Below are 16381 nucleotides of genomic sequence, written 5' to 3'. Positions count from 1 at the left end.
TTTAATAATTACCGATGAGGGCGACCTGAAAGCAAGCGGTGCTCCACATACACAACTGCCTGGTACATCAATGTAGCTACGACAGCAATGATCAACAGACTGGACATGACCAGTGTGAAATTGAACACCTGAAAACCATAAATGATCAAATAACCTAAGCCATTTTTAGCAACCAAAAATTCACCAACAATCACGCCAACCCATGCCATGCCGACATTCACTTTCAGCGTAGAGACAATTGCGGGAAAGGAGGCAGGCAAAATCACCTTTTGAAACGTATCCCGGCGTGTTCCTCCAAACGTGCGAACCACTTTGACCAAATTGGGATCGACTTCCTGAAAACTGTTGTATACCACAAGGGTCGTAATGATAACCGTAATGGAGAGGGTTGTCATCAGAATCGCGGTAAAACCCGCCCCAAACATGACGATAAATATTGGCCCTAGCGCTACCTTGGGCATACTGTTAAACACAACCATATATGGATCAAGTACCCTTGATAAAAACGGCGACCACCAAATAAGTACCGCGAGCAATGTGCCGAGCAGAGTACCGAGCAAAAAACCTGCCATCGTTTCTCCAACAGTGACACCTACATGTCCCCATAATTCCCCGCTGACCGCATCCTTGCCAATCTGAGTGAAAATTTTGCTAGGATAGCTAAACAACAATACATCAATCCACTTCAAACGACCTGCAATTTCCCACAATACAAATAAAAGCAGCAAAATAGCTATCTGCACACCTGTTACTAACCACTGTTGCATACGCCTGTTACGCAAATACGTCTGATGCAGTCCTTGAATCCAACGTTGCTCAGGCTGATCAGCTTCGTTCTTCATACGTTAACTCACTCCTTTGCTCCCGAAGCCTCCAGTTCCCGCCATATTTCATGAAATAGCTCATTAAAGCCCGGCTGTTCGCGCGCAAAAAAAGGCTGCGCTTCCCGAATGGAATCCGGAATCTCGAAAGTACGCCGGATATGACCAGGATTACGCCCCATCACTATAACCCGATCACTGACTGCAATGGCCTCGGCCAAATCGTGCGTGACTAAAATCGCCGTTTTCTTTCGTTCGCGCAAGGTTTGCACAACGAGGTCCTCCAGCTGCAGCTTAGTTTGATAATCCAGCGCGGAGAACGGCTCATCCAGCAGCAGCAATCCCGGATTCGTCGCCAGCGTCCGTACCAGCGCCACACGCTGGCGCATTCCTCCAGACAACTGGGATGGATGCAAATGCTCCTTTCCTCCCAAACCCATACCTTCCAGCAATAATCGCGTCCGCTCACGCGCAGCTTCATCTACTCTGTTGCTTAGTTCCAGACCTAACAATGCGTTATCCATGATCGTCCGCCACGGGAAAAGATAATCCTGCTGCAACATGTAACCGACCTCAGGACTCGGGCCACTTACCGGCTGACCTTGCAACATAACTTGACCTGCCGCTGGACGCAGCAGCCCGGCGATCATGGACAGGATCGTCGTTTTTCCGCAGCCGCTTGGACCGACTAAACTGACAAATTCCCCTGTATTTACGGAAAAATCGATATTCTCAACCGCCAATGAAGCTTCCCGATCTGTTACGTATACATGGGTCACTTGCTCCATTCTCACCATCGGGATCATCACATCCGCAGTGAGACCACTCTGTTCCTCCGTCATGGTGAACCTCCTGCATCCACAGCTGTATCCGTAGCTTCGGTTGTGCTCTTTTTCACATCTGTCTCAGTATTCCCGATAGAGTTGGAGGAGATCGCCTGTTTTGCAAAACTTGGGTTTACCAGCTTATCTAGTGCAACCGGGCTTTTCAGCTCACCTGCCGAAGCCATGACATCCTGTAAATTATTCCATTCATTTTCCTCAATCATCGGGTTCATTGCATAGGTACCCTGTTCCTTATAGCGCTTGATACTACTCGTCAAAACAGCTAATTCTGTATCCTTAAAATAAGGTGTAATAGCTTCGGCGATCTGTTCAGGTGAATGCGCAGCAATCCACTGCTGTGCCTGATATATGGCATTTGTAAATTTCTGAGCGGCTTCGCTATTGGTGTTTAGATAGCTTTGCTTCGCCATATATACCGTATACGGCAACTCGCCACTCTCTACGCCGATAGAGGCAACTACCCGACCTCGACCTTCCTTTTCAAAAATAGACGCCTGTGGCTCAAACAGCTGCACATAATCCCCTGTACCCGAACCAAAAGCAGAGGCGACATTGGCAAAATCAATATTTTGAATCAGCTTCAGATCCTTATGCGGATCAATGCCGTGTTTGCGAAGCGTAAATTCAAGTGACATTTGTGGCATTCCGCCCTTGCGTTGTCCCAAAAAACTTTGTTGTTTCAGCTTTTCCCAGTCAAAGCTATCCTTTGTTTGCCGAGCAAACAAAAAGGTTCCGTCCTTCTGTGTCAGCTGAGCGAAATTAATGATAGGGTCCTCTGCTCCTTGCTGATACACATAAATAGATGTTTCCGCGCCGATCAGCGCGATATCTGCCTGATTGGACAACAACGCCGTCATCGCCTTGTCTCCGCCAGGGATCGTAGCCAGTTGGACATCCAGTCCCTCCTGAGCAAACATCCCCTGGCTCAAGGCTACATACTGCGGCGCATAAAAGACCGTACGGGCTACCTCGCCAAGTCTGATCTCAATCGTCTGCCCCCCCTTGGGGGCACACCCACTGAGCAACAGTAATCCGAGTAGTGCCGCAGCCACCACTGCTTTGCAACGAGCGCCGTATTTCATCCTTGTTCCCTCCCCACCTTTACATCGTTGACTTCATATATTGTTATGCGGCTGACATTATAATGGTTAACTGCATACAAAAACCCCGCATTTGCCTATGAATGCGAGGTTTTTGTGTGCGATTGTATAAGAACTCTAAATCAGAGCTTGTATATGGATGTATATTTATCTTCCAGATAGTCGGCGAGATAATCAGGATTCAGATCCTCACCCGTAATGGCTACAATCAACTCAGACGGCGTCCGGCTCTTGCCGTAACGGTAAATCCGTTCAGTCAGCCATTGCTTGATCGGCTCCAGCTCACCAGCAGCAATCAGCTCATCCAGGTTCGGCAGCTCCTTACGCAGAGTCGCCAAAATTTGGGCTGCATACATATTGCCAAGTGAGTAAGAAGCAAAATAGCCAAAATCACCACCGGACCAGTGAACGTCTTGAAGTACGCCCAGCCCGTCGTTCGGGGGTAGAAGCCCCAGGTATTCTTTATATTTTGCATTCCACACTTCGGGGAGACGCTTTACATCCAGCTTTTCATTAAACAGCATTTTCTCAATTTCATAGCGGACAATGATATGTAAATTATATGTCAGCTCATCCGCTTCAATACGAATCAATGAATTTTCCACGCGGTTGACTGCCCGGTAAAATTGCTCTGCCGTGACCTTCGCCAAACGATCAGGAAAATGCTTTTGCAGATCATCGTAATACCGATCCCAGAAAGCACGACTGCGTCCGATTTTATTTTCCCACAAGCGGGACTGGGATTCATGAATCCCCATAGAGGTTCCTCCGGACAGTAGTGATCCTGCCAGCTCAGGAGCAATGTTTTGTTCGTACAGTGCATGGCCTCCTTCATGCAGTGAGCTGAAAATAGCACTGGTTACATCATCTTGCAAATAGTGTGTTGTTATACGCACATCACCTGGATTTAATCCTGTCGCAAAAGGATGCACACTCTCATCCAAACGACCTGCATCAAAGTCATAACCCATCTGCCCTAAAATGAACAGACTGAACTTTTCCTGCTGCTTCACATCAAATACACCGTCTAAAAAGCTCTTATCCGGCTGGTTGGGTGAAGCCTGAATTTTAGACAGAAGGGGTACAAGGCGCTTTTTGAGTCGATCAAAGACAGCATCCAGCTTTTCAACCGTCATCCCTGGCTCATATTGATCCAAAAGTGTGTCGTACTCTGTATCCTTAACACCCCAGTAGCCGATAAACTCACGCTTCATGTCTACGATTTTAGACAAGTACGGTTCGAATCCGGCAAAGTCGCTATATTCCTTTGCTTCCTCCCACTTGCTTTCTGCCTGAGCCGCTAAAATGCTATACTCCCGGTAGCGGTCTGCTGGGACTGAACGATTCAAGTCATAATTTTTGCGACATTCCTCTACCAATCTGCGATCATTGTCCTCCAGTTGCTCCAGCTTGTCTTTTGCGGCAAAAAATTGCAGCAACTGCCCCATTTCATCTGAGATCATCAGCTTGAACATTTCCGTGGACAGCATCCCCAACGTCTCGGACCGAATGTCAACTCCCTTGCGTGGAGCTCCTGTCCGTAAATCCCAGTGCAGCAAGCCGACTGCTTCGCCATAACCGCTGATTTTGTGTGAGATTTCCTTTAAAGCCGTCCATTGATCCAACGTCTGTTGCTCCATAATTAGGGTCACCTCTTTAACTTAAAATGGTTAAAACTTTACAACTACCTATACTTGATGATACTTATATTAAAAAGTATAATCAACACACAACATGTACGACCAACTCCTAATACCTGGATCAACGTTGGGCAGTACATATTGCACTTTATTAGAATCTGGAGGGAACTATCGTGGATCACATCCAAGAAATTTTAGAGTACAATCGTGTTTTCGTAGAAAACAAAGAATACGAGGCCTATAGAACGGGCAAGTTCCCTAACAAAAAAATGGTCATCATAACCTGTATGGATACGCGGCTAACGGAATTGCTCCCCAAAGCCATGAACCTGCGTAACGGGGATGTCAAAATTATTAAAAATGCGGGTGCCATTATTTCACAGCCTTTTGGAAGTGTAATGCGCAGTGTGCTAGTCGCTTTATATGAGCTGGGAGCAGACGAAGTACTCGTTGTAGGTCATTATGAATGCGGCATGGCTGCACTAAACGCTGATCATATGGTTAATGAGATGCTGGAACGTGGAATTTCGCAGGAAGTGCTAAGTACATTAGAAAATTCAGGTATTAAGTTAAATAAATGGTTGAAGGGTTTTGACAACATTGAAGAAGGGGTACAGACTACAGTGAAGCTTATTAAAAACCACCCCCTTCTCCCTCCCAATACGCCCGTTCATGGTATGGTAATACATCCGGATACAGGCGCGTTAACCCTTGTTGTTGATGGGAATAACCAGTAAACAGAATCCTTATCCTCAAAAGTTATCAGGGTAGTTCAGGCGCGTATATACGTGCTTAAACTACCCTGTTTCTATGAAAAAAAGCACATATACATACCGAATGACCCGAGCCAATTTTGGCTAACCTGTGAACGACTGGTGTGAAAGTTGTCAAACCATACAGTTTCAGTGTACACTTTTTATGGAGCCGCAGATTACCTGCCGCAGAGCTGTTACAACCGTTACTTTGATGGATGAAGGAGATAAGATATATGAATTTACTATCGTATGGTCTGTTGGGACTTCTCGCCAGAGAGGAATCCTCCGGCTATGATCTGATGCTGCGTATTCAGCCTTTTTGGCAGGCCAAGCACAGCCAGATCTATCCGCTACTGGCCCGTATGGAGAGCAAGGAACTGCTAGCCTCCCGATGGATTCAGCAGTCCGACAAGCCTGATAAAAAGATGTATACCATTACGGACAAGGGAATCCATATGCTTCAGCAATGGTCTCAGGAAACGTTAGCTGCTCCGGTTACACGGGATGAATTAAGCCTTCGACTATTCTGTCTCTGGTTGACGGACAAAACTAGCGCCAATCGTATGCTAGAGGAACGCAAACGTTATTTTATTCAGAAAATCCGTCATCTAGAGGATATACTGAACGACATTCCCGCAGAAAATTTACACTTTGGCAGTAAGAATTTCGGTGACTATATTCTAGTACAAAAAGGGCTTATGAATGCCAAAGCAGGTCTGGAATGGTGCCAAATGGTGCTGCGCATGCTGCTTGCCGGTGATGTCAGAGCGGACACTAATCCGTTTTTACTTAAACCCTAAAGCAAAATGCTTTTATCAATCCATGCATGGGATTTATGTACGTTATCGTTTAATTTTTTAAAATTTAAAATTCTTTGAAACCCTTTTCCATGCTATATCGTATTACGGGTAAGCGGTTGTTTGACCTATAACACAAATTACTAGGGGGATTATATTTACATGAAAAAGACATTCACTTTGAAAAATATGATGATGCTGATGATGGCTTTCACCCTACTCATTGCTATGATCGCACCATCTACAGCTGATGCAAGGCGTGGTGGTGGATTTAAATCCGGACCAAAATCATACCAATCTACACCAAGCAAGGCGAATGACAGCAGCGGCATCAATAAGTCTGATAGCGGAACTAAATCTAGTGCGGCTACGGGCAACACAAGCAGAACCGGTGGGTTCCTCGGTGGCGGTGGCGGGTTCCTCAAAGGTATGATGCTGGGCGGCTTGGCAGGTATGCTTTTCGGCGGATTGTTCGGCAACATGGGTGCATTGGGCAGCTTACTTGGCCTGGCCGTTAACGTTCTAGCTATTTATGTCCTGATTATGGTTGGTGTAGGGATCTACCGAGCTATCAAAAATCGCCGTAGACCCGATGATTCTCGTGGAGGACGTTACTAAGTTATGATTTTAAGCATGGATGAGATTGTCAATGCCATTTGCCTGCATATGGCTGAACGCAAGGGCGTACGACCGACCGATGTGGTTGTGGAGCTAAGCTGGGAAGAGGATACAGGCTATACAGCCGAAGTTCATGTCCAGGGACGCAGTCAATATCTGGTGGAAGCCAATATGATTGAAGCCATTCTGAGATATCTTCATTCCGAATACAATATTCGTGCCTATCGCGAGCAGGTCAGATTGGATCTGGATGAAGAAATTACCGCTATTGTCCAAACTTAATTAATTGCATAGAACCGTCATACAAACTTGTTTCAAAACAAAAGAACCGCTCTTTGCCTGGTGGCAAGGGCGGTTCTTTTTCTGCTCTTTTCTCTCTAATAGATCGTCATGGTTGTACGCGGCACCCTTTCAAGCAAACCACTACCATACATTTCCCGAAATGGCTGCTTTTCCATATGGATATAACCGATATAACAGCCACATTCTTTCATCCGGCACGGACGCTGGGCGCTCAGCCCCTCCAGACCGTCTCTGTACAGGTGCCCAATCACACGTCGATCCTGATAGCAGTGTTTTACTCGCCCGTCACCTTGGACGTAGAATACATCTGCTCCCGCGCGACATGCTCTCCCCTGGCTGCTATAATCCTTTAAATTCCATTGAAAATAGGGATCTATCTCAGTTAATTCGGCAACCTCGGCATCCGTATAATAATGTGGTCGGTCCTTGTAGGCGTTGATCCACATATAAACTTCTTTTGGAAGTTGCGCCCGCAAGGAACGAATAGCCGGGAACGCCTGTCTCAATCCAACTGTACCGACACTATAGGAAATGCCAAGTTCATATAGCTTCATAGCCTGCGATATAAAAGCTTGCTCTTTGGTTTCTCCAGGATGATAAGTAGCCCACAGCGCAGCCGTATCTGGATTTAGTTCGTTTGTCCAATCCAGCTTAGCCGATAGATTCGTCTGTACCGCCACTTTTTCCACATGCGCCATGTGAGAAAACTCAATCATAGCCTTACGATACCAGGAATGAATCAAGGCTTCTCCGTACGGATTAAAAAAAATGGAGAGCTGGTGCCCTAAAGCCCCCTGCTCCCGTACCCAATCAGCAAAACGCTCCAACTGCGCCCGATCCTTGTTCAACGTTTCCCGACTATCGACGTTTTTACTGAATGGGCAGTAAGGGCAAGCATAGTTGCACGAGGTCAACGAACCACGATAATATAAGGTCGATCTCATGCGCCTACATATCCTTCCATACGCTCGCGTACTGATGTGGAGATCATCCAGTCTCCAATCGCATCGGAATAGGCCATTCCTTCCTCCGTAAGTCGAAGCGTGCCCTCCTCGACCACAGCCATACCCGATTCCAGTAGCAGCGACATTCCTGTAAAATCGTCTTCCAGGGATACACCAAAGCGCTCTGCATAGGCACATAGCTCCAAACCTTCCCGATGAAGAAGCGCCTTCAGGATAAAGCGCCGCTTACGCTCATCCGCATTTAAAATAAAGCCGTAGTCAGCCAGATCATGACGCTCCGCCGCCACATAATCCGCGATAATACTACGTGTAGCTGCTGTACTGACACCATACCGGCTGGCATAGTGTACATCGCGTGTATAAGAGCGTGCACCACACCCCAATCCAGCCATGCTCTCCTCCTGGCAACTGTAGGGTAAAAGCTCTTTGCTAGATGTACCCTCATTTTTAGCAAAACGGCGCATGGAATATTGTACATATCCTGCCTGTTTGAGTCGTTCGCGCGCTACTTCATACAAGCTAAGGCGAATATCATGATCCAGCCCAGTATAGCCGGGCTTTAAAATCGTATTTTCACGAATGTATAACGGGTAAAGAAAAATCTCTCCTGGCGAATAGGACAGGGCTTCCTCGAGAGAATACAGCCAGGTTTCCACCGTTTGACCAGGCAGACCATAGATCAGATCCACGTTGAGCAAAGGAAAATTGTATTCTACCAGCCGCTCAAGTGCTTCTCTAACAAGCTTGGGCTTCTGAGGTCGGTATATGGCGGCACTTTCTGATTCCACAAAGCTCTGGATTCCCATGCTGACACGATCTGTACCGCGGCGCTTGAGCACCTCCAGCCTATCCTCAGTTACAGTATCGGGAGAGGTTTCGACTGAAATAGAAGCTCGCTTGGGGTCCAATCCCATAATATTTTCCGCAATGTCAAATAAACGCTCCACCAAAGGAGCCTCCAATAAGGTCGGCGTACCACCGCCAATCGCAAAACGCGAAAAAGGCCGACCGCCCATAATTGGGGCCCATTGCCGAGCTTGTCTTTCTAGCGCATCCACATACTCCTTGTGCACATCCTGGCGCTTATCCGGTAAAGTGAACAGGTTACAAAATCCACAGCGAGCTGCGCAAAACGGTATATGCATATACAAAAAATAGCTTTCCAACTCTTCTTTCTCCCACAATTCCTGCAGTGAGAGCGGTGTATCGAACGAACGATAGGCCGTTTTATGCGGGTAAGAGTACAGATAGGAGCGATAGGGAGCTTCTCGGATCGTACGTGCCCATTCTACAGGAGTATCCGGCCACTGAAATCTAGTCGTTACTAATTTTGTGTCCATTCCCGGAGAAGTTTGGGTTGCTGCGCCCATCGGATGTAGGTGATTCAGATTCATGGCTTTCATTTCTGCTCCTTCCTCGCGCTGGATTGGATTCTTGATCATTTACCAGTGCAAACTACGTTTCTTTTTGTCCTACAGTATAAATTCGCGGTAAGGCACATTCCACACTACCTCATGCGCCAGACGATGCCCTTCGTAGCCGTCTTCGCCATAAGCTGTACCATGATCGGAAAAAGCCATGCAAAACGTCTTGCCACGCTTACGCAAAGCATCAAACAAGCGTCCAAGTTCACCATCCACGTACCGCAAAGCTGCTCGTTGAGACTCTACTGAATCTTTTGAAGAGCCCTTTATAAAATAATGATTAGGCCCATGGATTGCTGATACATTCAGAAACAAAAACAAGCGCTGTGCAGGGTTTACCTTTTCTAACAGCTTCAAGGCATGATTCACCTGATGCTCTGTTGAACGAGGGTTGGTAACGCCAAAGTTCATACGCCAGTAGCTCTCTTGAAAATATCCGGGCAGTACCTTGGCCAGCTTGTTCTTCTTCGTGAAAAAAATAACGCCACCGATACAGATGGTCCGATAGCCCTCGTTCTCCAGCCCCGACACAATGTCCGGAGCATCGAACAGCCAGGTATGTGGATGCGTTCGTAATCCCGTATCCTTTGTGTGAAACAGCCTGATATGTGAAGCCTTATCTGTATTGGCCGGAGTCGGTAAAAATCCGCCAAAAAAAGCATGGTGTGCAGCATATGTAAAGCTCCCTGGTGTATGGCGCTTTTCCCACGACCCGGAGCCGCATAAATTCGGGCAGTTTTCTTCCTCCAGCTTGGCTACGTCATAACGCAGGGTATCCAGCGTAATCATGACAATATCGTGAGAGCCGACAATTTGATTCATATCAGTCATTATCTGTCTTCCCTTTCCAAAACTACGCTCCTATTAGCAAGGTGCAGCATTTCCCATTCATATGGATTCCAACCCCGATGCTCAACCCGATACAGTAAATCACCGAACGGATTAACATCCAATACATAAGGACGACCACCGTGAGCTGGAACGAGCACATCCAGTCCAGCAACCATAGACGCCGGAAAAACCCTCATGGCGGCTATTGCAGTATGTTGAACCGATTCTATCGTATTCTGTGGTAGTCCGGCTTCCTCCAGCAAGAGTCGCTCATTACGCAAATGTAGATTTGTAATGGGGCTGTGACTCAAACGTAAAACCGCATGACAAGCTTCTGATTCACACACGAGTTGACGCACATCATAAACACGTCCGTTCAGGGTCGCTTTGGGAATCCAGCGTTCCACATGTACTCCTTCTAAACATAGCCAGTTAAGGATGGCATGAATGTCCTGCTTGTCTGTATAACGACGCAATCGTCCGGCATTATAATACACACGCTGTCCGTGTATGATCTCTGTTCCAATCGTAGTTACCGCCAGCTCTGCATGTGTCTGGGGATGTACCTGATATGCCATGACACCAGAAGCACCTGACCCGCAAAATATTTTCACAAATACGCGGTGAAACCCACTCTTTTTCATAGCTGTATGGAGATCGACAGCATCACGAAAAGCACCGCCTGAAGCTGTAAGCACAGGCGGAACCCTGATGTCTGCCTGGTCTAATACGGCGCTACAACCCCGTTTGTCAAACATGACGGCTACTTCCGCAGGATCGTTCATCCAGCGCGACGAAGGCCAGAGCCGATCTACTTCATGCCGCAGCCAAGCCAGCAGACGGCAATAGCCCCGGAACCATTGTGCCGGGTGCCAAATGCGACCATGCTGCTCCTGCAAACGGCGCGCTTCTGTCGCCAGTATACCTGTGTCATGTGCCCATTCCGGCCATGGCAACAAAGAATCGTCTCCCTCGGCATCCGGGGCGCCCAGAGCAATCAATTCCCGCTCTACCTCAAAGTTTTCGCCCGGTGCATCCAGACGTAGCAATGGACCTCTGTCCACCCGCCCTGCCAGTAATTGATCAATGCTCTCTTGCACATGGACACTGCCATTCACGCTATCTTGCGCAGCTTGTGCAGCTATCCTGACCATCAGTTCGCTCAGACTGTGCTTCTCTCGAATGGCCCCCAACACATCTGTATAGGAAACCTCCAGAGCTGGCGGAAGCATTAATCTGCTTCGTGCTTTCTGCAGCCCCGTAGTTCGACGATTCCCCGAATTACCGAACAAGATAAACGGCTCGTTGACATTACTATCCCACATCTTCATCATAGAGCCGCCTCACTTTTATTCTTTTTAATTTTAAATTCAATCCGTTTTAGAAATCCATTGGAGCAAATTACTCTGTCAGTGATGGATAGCGCCAATCATCTTCTTCATCTGCTTCTTGTTGATCTTCTACGTTCACAGATAAACCTGAGTTTTTCCAGCGTTCCATCATTTCACTAGACATATAATGATAGCTCAAATCCAGATGTTTTAGCCCTTTTATACTTTCACTAGCCAGCAGCGCTTCTGCACCTTGATCAGACAATGTACCTTGTGAGAGATCTAGCACTTCCAGTTGTCCAATCACAGGGGCATTAGCAGCAGCAATGGCAATTTCATCCTGTATCTCACTGTCTTTGAGTCCCAAGTACGTAAGTTTGGGAAAAGGATTGCTGTCCAAAAACGGTAAAATATCTTCCAGTTTACCGTCAAAACCATAATCCTCGACACCCAAATACAGCTCCAGCTTGCGCAGTTCAGGCAGTTCAGCATTAATGATTTGCTGAAGAACGCTCACAGGTAGACCGCCACAAATAATAACCAATTCTTGAAGATGATTATGGCGAAGTGGTTCCAAGCTCAGGTCCTGGCTTCCTTTAATATGTAAGGATTCAAGCTTTGGAAACGCTTCTAACAGCGGGGACAGATTCGTTTGGTTAATCCATGATACCTCACACTCATCATATTCCATATCACCAATAAACAGCTTGCGTACCTTAGGAAATTGATCTTTCAGCTTCACTAACACCGGTATAAAATCATCTGGTGAGTTTTCATAGGCGCCTCCCCAATCTCCGATGATCAGATCCGTAACTTGGGCACTCTCCGGCTTGGCTGCCAGTTCCTCAATAGATTTAGCCATCGTTTGGCCATTCTCATAAGCTTCATAATCTACAACCAATTTCACTTCCATCTCACAATTCCTCCGATCGCTTGTCTGAGATCTCGTAAACTATCTATTTCCAATTTAGTCTATCCTATTCTACCAATGTTCGTCAAAAAAAGTCCCAGATCGACATTAATTCTATGTAAAATGTGCAAATGAAATAAAAACAAGACAGCCCACTTGCGGGCTGCCTTGGAATGTATCCATAATAAACTTCTACTATTATAAAGAACGCAAGTTTAGAACCAAGTTATTGGGTAATTGTAATCGGTGAGTTATCGGTCAGCAATGCCAGATTATTCACGATCACATTCTCTTCCTTGCTCAAGCCACTGGTAATGAGTGTTTGTGAACCTGTCGTTTGAACAATCTTCACTTCCTTGCGTTTCGCATGGTCGCCGTTTACCACATATACATATTCTTTACCTTGATCCTTTTGCACTGCCGCAGTAGGAACAACAATACCTTCTTGCGCATTGGCAGCGACAAAGCTAATATCAGCCAACATGCCGGATTTCAGTTTCATATCTGGATTGGCTACTGAGATTTTTACAGGATAGCCTTTTCCGCTTGCATCCAACGGGCTTACATTTTTGACTGTACCTGTTGTTACAATGTTGGAAGCTGCAACACGAACCTGTACCTTGTCACCTGCTTTTACATTGTTGATCTGTTCCGCAGGGACATAGATCAATGTATTGACCGTACTCAGGTTAGCAATGACAAGCGCAGGAGACTGAGCGGATACCATTTCGCCCACTTCTGCATTTTTCGTACCCACAATACCGTTGATCGGTGATGTAACAACGGTGTCATCCAATGCATCCTGAGCAATGTTTACATTCAGTTGTGCCTGCTTAAGAGATTGTTGGCTAGACTCAATGCCAGCCGTATTTTGAGATACTTTAAGTTGATTTTGCGCATTGCTGTAGCCGCTGTTGGCATTACTGTAGCTATTTTTTGCTGACTCATAGCTGTTGCGGGCTGTAGTTAGGGCCTTTTGAGCCGCTATCAATTGATCTTTTGCATTAGCCTGCGCATTTTGTGCATTATTATAAGCCGCTTCCGCATTCACAACTGCGGTTTTTGCTTGTTCTAATTGTGCTTGGGTGCTCGCACCAGCATCAAACAGACTTTGTGTACGGGTTACATTCTTTTGTGCATCTGCCAATGCTTGCTGTGTTTGTTTCACCGTATTGGCTGCCGAGGAGACACTATGTGTCGCTTGTTCTACGGCTGTAGTTGCTTGATTAATAGCTCCCTGAGCCTGATTGATTGCACTTTGGGATTGAATCACACCGCTTTTGGACTGCACTAAGCCCGAAGTTGCTTGAACCATCGTTGATTCATGGGATGCTTGAGCGGTGCTTACGCCTGCTGCTGCTGCTGCGGCGGCGGCACGGGCTTTTGCAACATTGTTACGCATATCCTTATCGTCAAGCTTGAATAGTACTTGACCCTTTTTAACCTCAGAACCAATATCCACAGGCAGCTCAACCACTTTACCGCCTACTTTAGGCACAATATTGACTGTTTCCGAAGGAGTTACCGTACCTGTATAAATATTGCCCTGTCCGATAATCCCCTGCTGTGCTTGACTAATTTTAACCGGTACGACCATGTCCTGAGCCGCTTCGCTATTACTGGAGCAGCCTGCCAGCACTGCGCCGCCGAGGACTAAAGCCGCTAATGTACTTTCTACTCTCAATATTTTCATGATAATTCCCTTTCTTTCTGTCCGTGGAAATAATGTAAGCCATCCAGTCGATATTTTTGTATTTCTCTTTATTAAGCTTCCGGCTGTGTCTTTGCTTTCTTCCTCTGAATAAACAAAAAGATGAGTGGAATCGTGCAAAACAGCGGTATAGATGAAATGAGGAACGTATCCCCAATTCCTCTCGATGTAGCATCCAGTGTGATTAAACTACTTATGGATGACATCCATGAGCTACCCAATGTCGCTTGTAGCGTATGAGCCGAGTCTTGTGTAATGGACTCCGAAATTTGCTGGGCATGGGCAGCTGAACGGCTTTGCATAATGGCGGTCAGTACCGCAATCGCCATAGATGCAGCCACGGTACGTACCAGATTGGACGCTGTAGACGCATTGGCTACCTTGCTCGGATGAACAGCATTCATGCCGACCGTGGACAATGGCATCATGCAAATACCAATTCCCAGACCCCGTAATGCCATTACGGTTTCCAACCAGGCATGCGAAGTATCTGGCGTAAGCTGATGAAGATGATAGGTCATAAAGCTGGTTAACGTCAGGCCCACAAGTCCCAAAGGCACAATGCCGAACTTATCGAACAGCTTCCCGGCAATAGGCATCATCGCCGCCATGGCAATGGCCTGTGGAATGAGGATAATACCAGTATCAATCGGTGACACGCGCTGAATATTTTGCAAAAACAACGGTGTTAGGAACGTTCCTCCGTACATCCCCATCATGACCAGACTGGAGGCGATAACACTAATCGTATATTTTGAATTCTTGAATAATGAAATTTCAATTACAGCATTATCCTTGCCGCTTTCTACATAGATGAGAAAGACAAGTGCCCAGAAAGAAATAAATAGTAGAGATACAATCCCAAAAGAAGTCCAGCCATCACGCTGGCCGTTTGTCAGTGCGTACAAGAGTGTTCCTGCACAGGTTGCCGCCAGTAAAAATCCTGGCAGATCAAACGGTTTCGGCGTAACCTTAGGCGGCTCCTTGATGAGAAGGATGACCATTAAAATGGCAAATAAAGCAACCGGCAGACTGACAATAAACAAGAAACGCCAGTTAAACCATTCAATTAAGTAGCCACTCAGCGTAGGCCCTACAGCTGGTGCGGCCATTGCAGCGATACCCCATATACCAAGGGACATCCCGATTTGTTCACGCGGCATAATTTTGTAAATAATCGTCATACTCAGCGGCATAATGACACCGCCACCCAGACCAGCCAATACACGCGCTGCAATCAGGGAAGAATCACTCCATGCAAAAATACATATTCCTGTCCCCAGCGAGAACACGCTGAGCGCAAGAATCAAAAACTTTTTGTATCCGATACGCTGCTCCATATATCCGGTAATCGGAACGATTACGCCGGATGCAAGCGTGTAACCTGTAATAACCCACTGAATACGTGTCGTCGTTGACCCTAAATCCGTCGTCAATCGTGGAATGGCGACATTGATCAGACTGTTGTTCAGAATGGCGACAAAGGCGCCTAAAACGATAGCAAAAAAGGCAAGCCAGCGTTCTTTGGAAGAATCTGTCGAAGGAGCAGCAGCAGTTTCATTGGCAGCCACATGGACCCCTCCTTTTTAAGATGTATGAATTTTTACTTCCACGTTCGTTCCAGGGATAAGCTTCATGTCCTTCGGCTTGTTCACAGCAATTTCTACAGGTACACGTTGAGTCACCTTATTAAAGTTACCACTTGTGTTCACAGCAGGAACGAGCGAAAACACTGCATTGGAAGCTTCGCCCACTTTACGAACCTTACCCTGAATGACCTGATCGCCTGCAGCATCAAGCGTAATGTCAACAAGCTGTCCTGGTTTAATACGGTTAATATCGGTTTCTTCAATATTCGTGGATACATACAGGTTGTTCATATCAACCATAGTCGCTACAGCACTACCCGGTGTTCCAATTTCATGTTCTTTTGAATAAATCTTAATAACAGTTCCGTTAATCGGCGCACGCAGCACAGACTTGCTAATCATGCTTGCATCCAGTCCTGATACATCCTGTTCGGCAATCGGTTCATTGCGTTGCAGCACATCGCCTTCTTCAACATCAATGTGGCTAATCTCACCGGAGATTTGCGGCATCACCTTATACTGATCGGCTTGAATGCGCGCATCGTCACTTTTAACAAAGTGTGTTGCCTGATACCAATAATAGTAGCCAATAGCTCCACCACTCAGAATGAGCAGCACGATGAGAATCGGCAATACAGTTTTCTTACTCACTTGTTCCACCCCTGTTGTCCAAAAAATTTTTATTATTCAACGCTAATATTTTAAAATTGAAATATTAGGGCATTAAATCAAATGTAGAGC

Annotated in this window: 16 protein-coding genes; 4 read left to right on the top strand and 12 right to left on the bottom strand. The window is 46.5% G+C overall.

The window, feature by feature from the left end; all coding sequences use genetic code 11:
- Nucleotides 1-8 precede the first annotated feature (8 nt).
- The 4 genes from BN1546_RS23120 to BN1546_RS23105 form a co-directional block, all read right to left on the bottom strand.
- Nucleotides 9-842: an ABC transporter permease gene (locus BN1546_RS23120; RefSeq protein ID WP_013371556.1), complete on the bottom strand. Its 834-nt coding sequence runs from the start codon at nt 840-842 to the stop codon at nt 9-11.
- 8 nt (nt 843-850) lie between these two features.
- Complete coding sequence (locus BN1546_RS23115; protein WP_090738908.1) at nt 851-1663, bottom strand: ABC transporter ATP-binding protein; 813 nt, start codon at nt 1661-1663, stop codon at nt 851-853.
- Complete coding sequence (locus BN1546_RS23110; RefSeq protein WP_090738907.1) at nt 1660-2748, bottom strand: ABC transporter substrate-binding protein; 1089 nt, start codon at nt 2746-2748, stop codon at nt 1660-1662. Before BN1546_RS23110 ends, BN1546_RS23115 begins: the two co-directional genes overlap by 4 nt.
- Nucleotides 2749-2888: 140 nt before the next feature.
- The gene (locus tag BN1546_RS23105; protein WP_090738906.1) at nt 2889-4406 is read right to left on the bottom strand and encodes a carboxypeptidase M32; all 1518 of its coding nucleotides are present in this window, start codon (nt 4404-4406) and stop codon (nt 2889-2891) included.
- Nucleotides 4407-4579: 173 nt separating this feature from the next.
- On the opposite strand from BN1546_RS23105, the gene BN1546_RS23100 reads away from it, so the two are divergent.
- The 4 genes from BN1546_RS23100 (at nt 4580) to BN1546_RS23085 (ending at nt 6858) form a co-directional block, all read left to right on the top strand.
- Nucleotides 4580-5143: a beta-class carbonic anhydrase gene (locus BN1546_RS23100; protein ID WP_013371560.1), complete on the top strand. Its 564-nt coding sequence runs from the start codon at nt 4580-4582 to the stop codon at nt 5141-5143.
- A gap of 251 nt (nt 5144-5394) precedes the next feature.
- Nucleotides 5395-5961 carry a PadR family transcriptional regulator gene (locus BN1546_RS23095; RefSeq protein WP_013371561.1) on the top strand — a complete coding sequence of 189 codons (567 nt, stop codon included), beginning with the start codon at nt 5395-5397 and terminating at the stop codon, nt 5959-5961.
- 159 nt (nt 5962-6120) lie between these two features.
- Nucleotides 6121-6576 (top strand): hypothetical protein, encoded by a 456-nt coding sequence (locus BN1546_RS23090; RefSeq protein WP_013371562.1) that lies wholly within the window; start codon nt 6121-6123, stop codon nt 6574-6576.
- A gap of 3 nt (nt 6577-6579) precedes the next feature.
- A complete protein-coding gene (locus tag BN1546_RS23085) occupies nt 6580-6858 on the top strand; it encodes a YxcD family protein (protein WP_013371563.1) in 279 nt (92 codons plus the stop codon).
- Between the two features lie 95 nt (nt 6859-6953).
- On the opposite strand, the gene BN1546_RS23080 is transcribed toward BN1546_RS23085, so the two are convergent.
- From BN1546_RS23080 to BN1546_RS23045, 8 genes are all read right to left on the bottom strand, one after another.
- Complete coding sequence (locus tag BN1546_RS23080; protein ID WP_090738905.1) at nt 6954-7823, bottom strand: STM4011 family radical SAM protein; 870 nt, start codon at nt 7821-7823, stop codon at nt 6954-6956.
- Nucleotides 7820-9247 (bottom strand): STM4012 family radical SAM protein, encoded by a 1428-nt coding sequence (locus BN1546_RS23075; RefSeq protein WP_090738904.1) that lies wholly within the window; start codon nt 9245-9247, stop codon nt 7820-7822. The genes BN1546_RS23080 and BN1546_RS23075 overlap by 4 nt, the downstream gene beginning before the upstream one ends.
- A 69-nt stretch (nt 9248-9316) precedes the next feature.
- Nucleotides 9317-10099 (bottom strand): STM4013/SEN3800 family hydrolase, encoded by a 783-nt coding sequence (locus tag BN1546_RS23070; protein ID WP_090738903.1) that lies wholly within the window; start codon nt 10097-10099, stop codon nt 9317-9319.
- Nucleotides 10099-11433 (bottom strand): STM4014 family protein, encoded by a 1335-nt coding sequence (locus tag BN1546_RS23065; protein WP_090738902.1) that lies wholly within the window; start codon nt 11431-11433, stop codon nt 10099-10101. The genes BN1546_RS23070 and BN1546_RS23065 overlap by 1 nt, the downstream gene beginning before the upstream one ends.
- A gap of 67 nt (nt 11434-11500) precedes the next feature.
- Nucleotides 11501-12343 (bottom strand): STM4015 family protein, encoded by an 843-nt coding sequence (locus BN1546_RS23060; protein ID WP_025676821.1) that lies wholly within the window; start codon nt 12341-12343, stop codon nt 11501-11503.
- Between the two features lie 223 nt (nt 12344-12566).
- A complete protein-coding gene (locus tag BN1546_RS23055; RefSeq protein WP_090738901.1) occupies nt 12567-14033 on the bottom strand; it encodes an efflux RND transporter periplasmic adaptor subunit in 1467 nt (488 codons plus the stop codon).
- Between the two features lie 71 nt (nt 14034-14104).
- Nucleotides 14105-15622, bottom strand: a complete 1518-nt coding sequence (locus tag BN1546_RS23050) for a DHA2 family efflux MFS transporter permease subunit (RefSeq protein WP_016822117.1) — start codon at nt 15620-15622, stop codon at nt 14105-14107.
- A gap of 15 nt (nt 15623-15637) precedes the next feature.
- Nucleotides 15638-16291 (bottom strand): HlyD family secretion protein, encoded by a 654-nt coding sequence (locus tag BN1546_RS23045; protein WP_013371571.1) that lies wholly within the window; start codon nt 16289-16291, stop codon nt 15638-15640.
- Nucleotides 16292-16381: the final 90 nt, after the last annotated feature.

It is taken from the genome of Paenibacillus sp. Mc5Re-14 (assembly GCF_001049835.1).
GTDB lineage: Bacteria > Bacillota > Bacilli > Paenibacillales > Paenibacillaceae > Paenibacillus > Paenibacillus polymyxa_C.
The sequence above is the reverse complement of the archived record's forward strand: the minus strand, read 5'-3'. Positions and strand labels throughout refer to the sequence as shown.

Coding starts and splice junctions, on each gene's coding strand:
- BN1546_RS23065 (WP_090738902.1), bottom strand. CDS start 11,433: ATGATGAAGATGTGGGATAGTAATGTCAACGAGCCGTTTATCTTGTTC.
- BN1546_RS23095 (WP_013371561.1), top strand. CDS start 5,395: ATGAATTTACTATCGTATGGTCTGTTGGGACTTCTCGCCAGAGAGGAA.
- BN1546_RS23080 (WP_090738905.1), bottom strand. CDS start 7,823: ATGAGATCGACCTTATATTATCGTGGTTCGTTGACCTCGTGCAACTAT.
- BN1546_RS23105 (WP_090738906.1), bottom strand. CDS start 4,406: ATGGAGCAACAGACGTTGGATCAATGGACGGCTTTAAAGGAAATCTCA.
- BN1546_RS23110 (WP_090738907.1), bottom strand. CDS start 2,748: ATGAAATACGGCGCTCGTTGCAAAGCAGTGGTGGCTGCGGCACTACTC.
- BN1546_RS23115 (WP_090738908.1), bottom strand. CDS start 1,663: ATGACGGAGGAACAGAGTGGTCTCACTGCGGATGTGATGATCCCGATG.
- BN1546_RS23055 (WP_090738901.1), bottom strand. CDS start 14,033: ATGAAAATATTGAGAGTAGAAAGTACATTAGCGGCTTTAGTCCTCGGC.
- BN1546_RS23060 (WP_025676821.1), bottom strand. CDS start 12,343: ATGGAAGTGAAATTGGTTGTAGATTATGAAGCTTATGAGAATGGCCAA.
- BN1546_RS23120 (WP_013371556.1), bottom strand. CDS start 842: ATGAAGAACGAAGCTGATCAGCCTGAGCAACGTTGGATTCAAGGACTG.
- BN1546_RS23075 (WP_090738904.1), bottom strand. CDS start 9,247: ATGAAAGCCATGAATCTGAATCACCTACATCCGATGGGCGCAGCAACC.
- BN1546_RS23085 (WP_013371563.1), top strand. CDS start 6,580: ATGATTTTAAGCATGGATGAGATTGTCAATGCCATTTGCCTGCATATG.
- BN1546_RS23070 (WP_090738903.1), bottom strand. CDS start 10,099: ATGACTGATATGAATCAAATTGTCGGCTCTCACGATATTGTCATGATT.
- BN1546_RS23090 (WP_013371562.1), top strand. CDS start 6,121: ATGAAAAAGACATTCACTTTGAAAAATATGATGATGCTGATGATGGCT.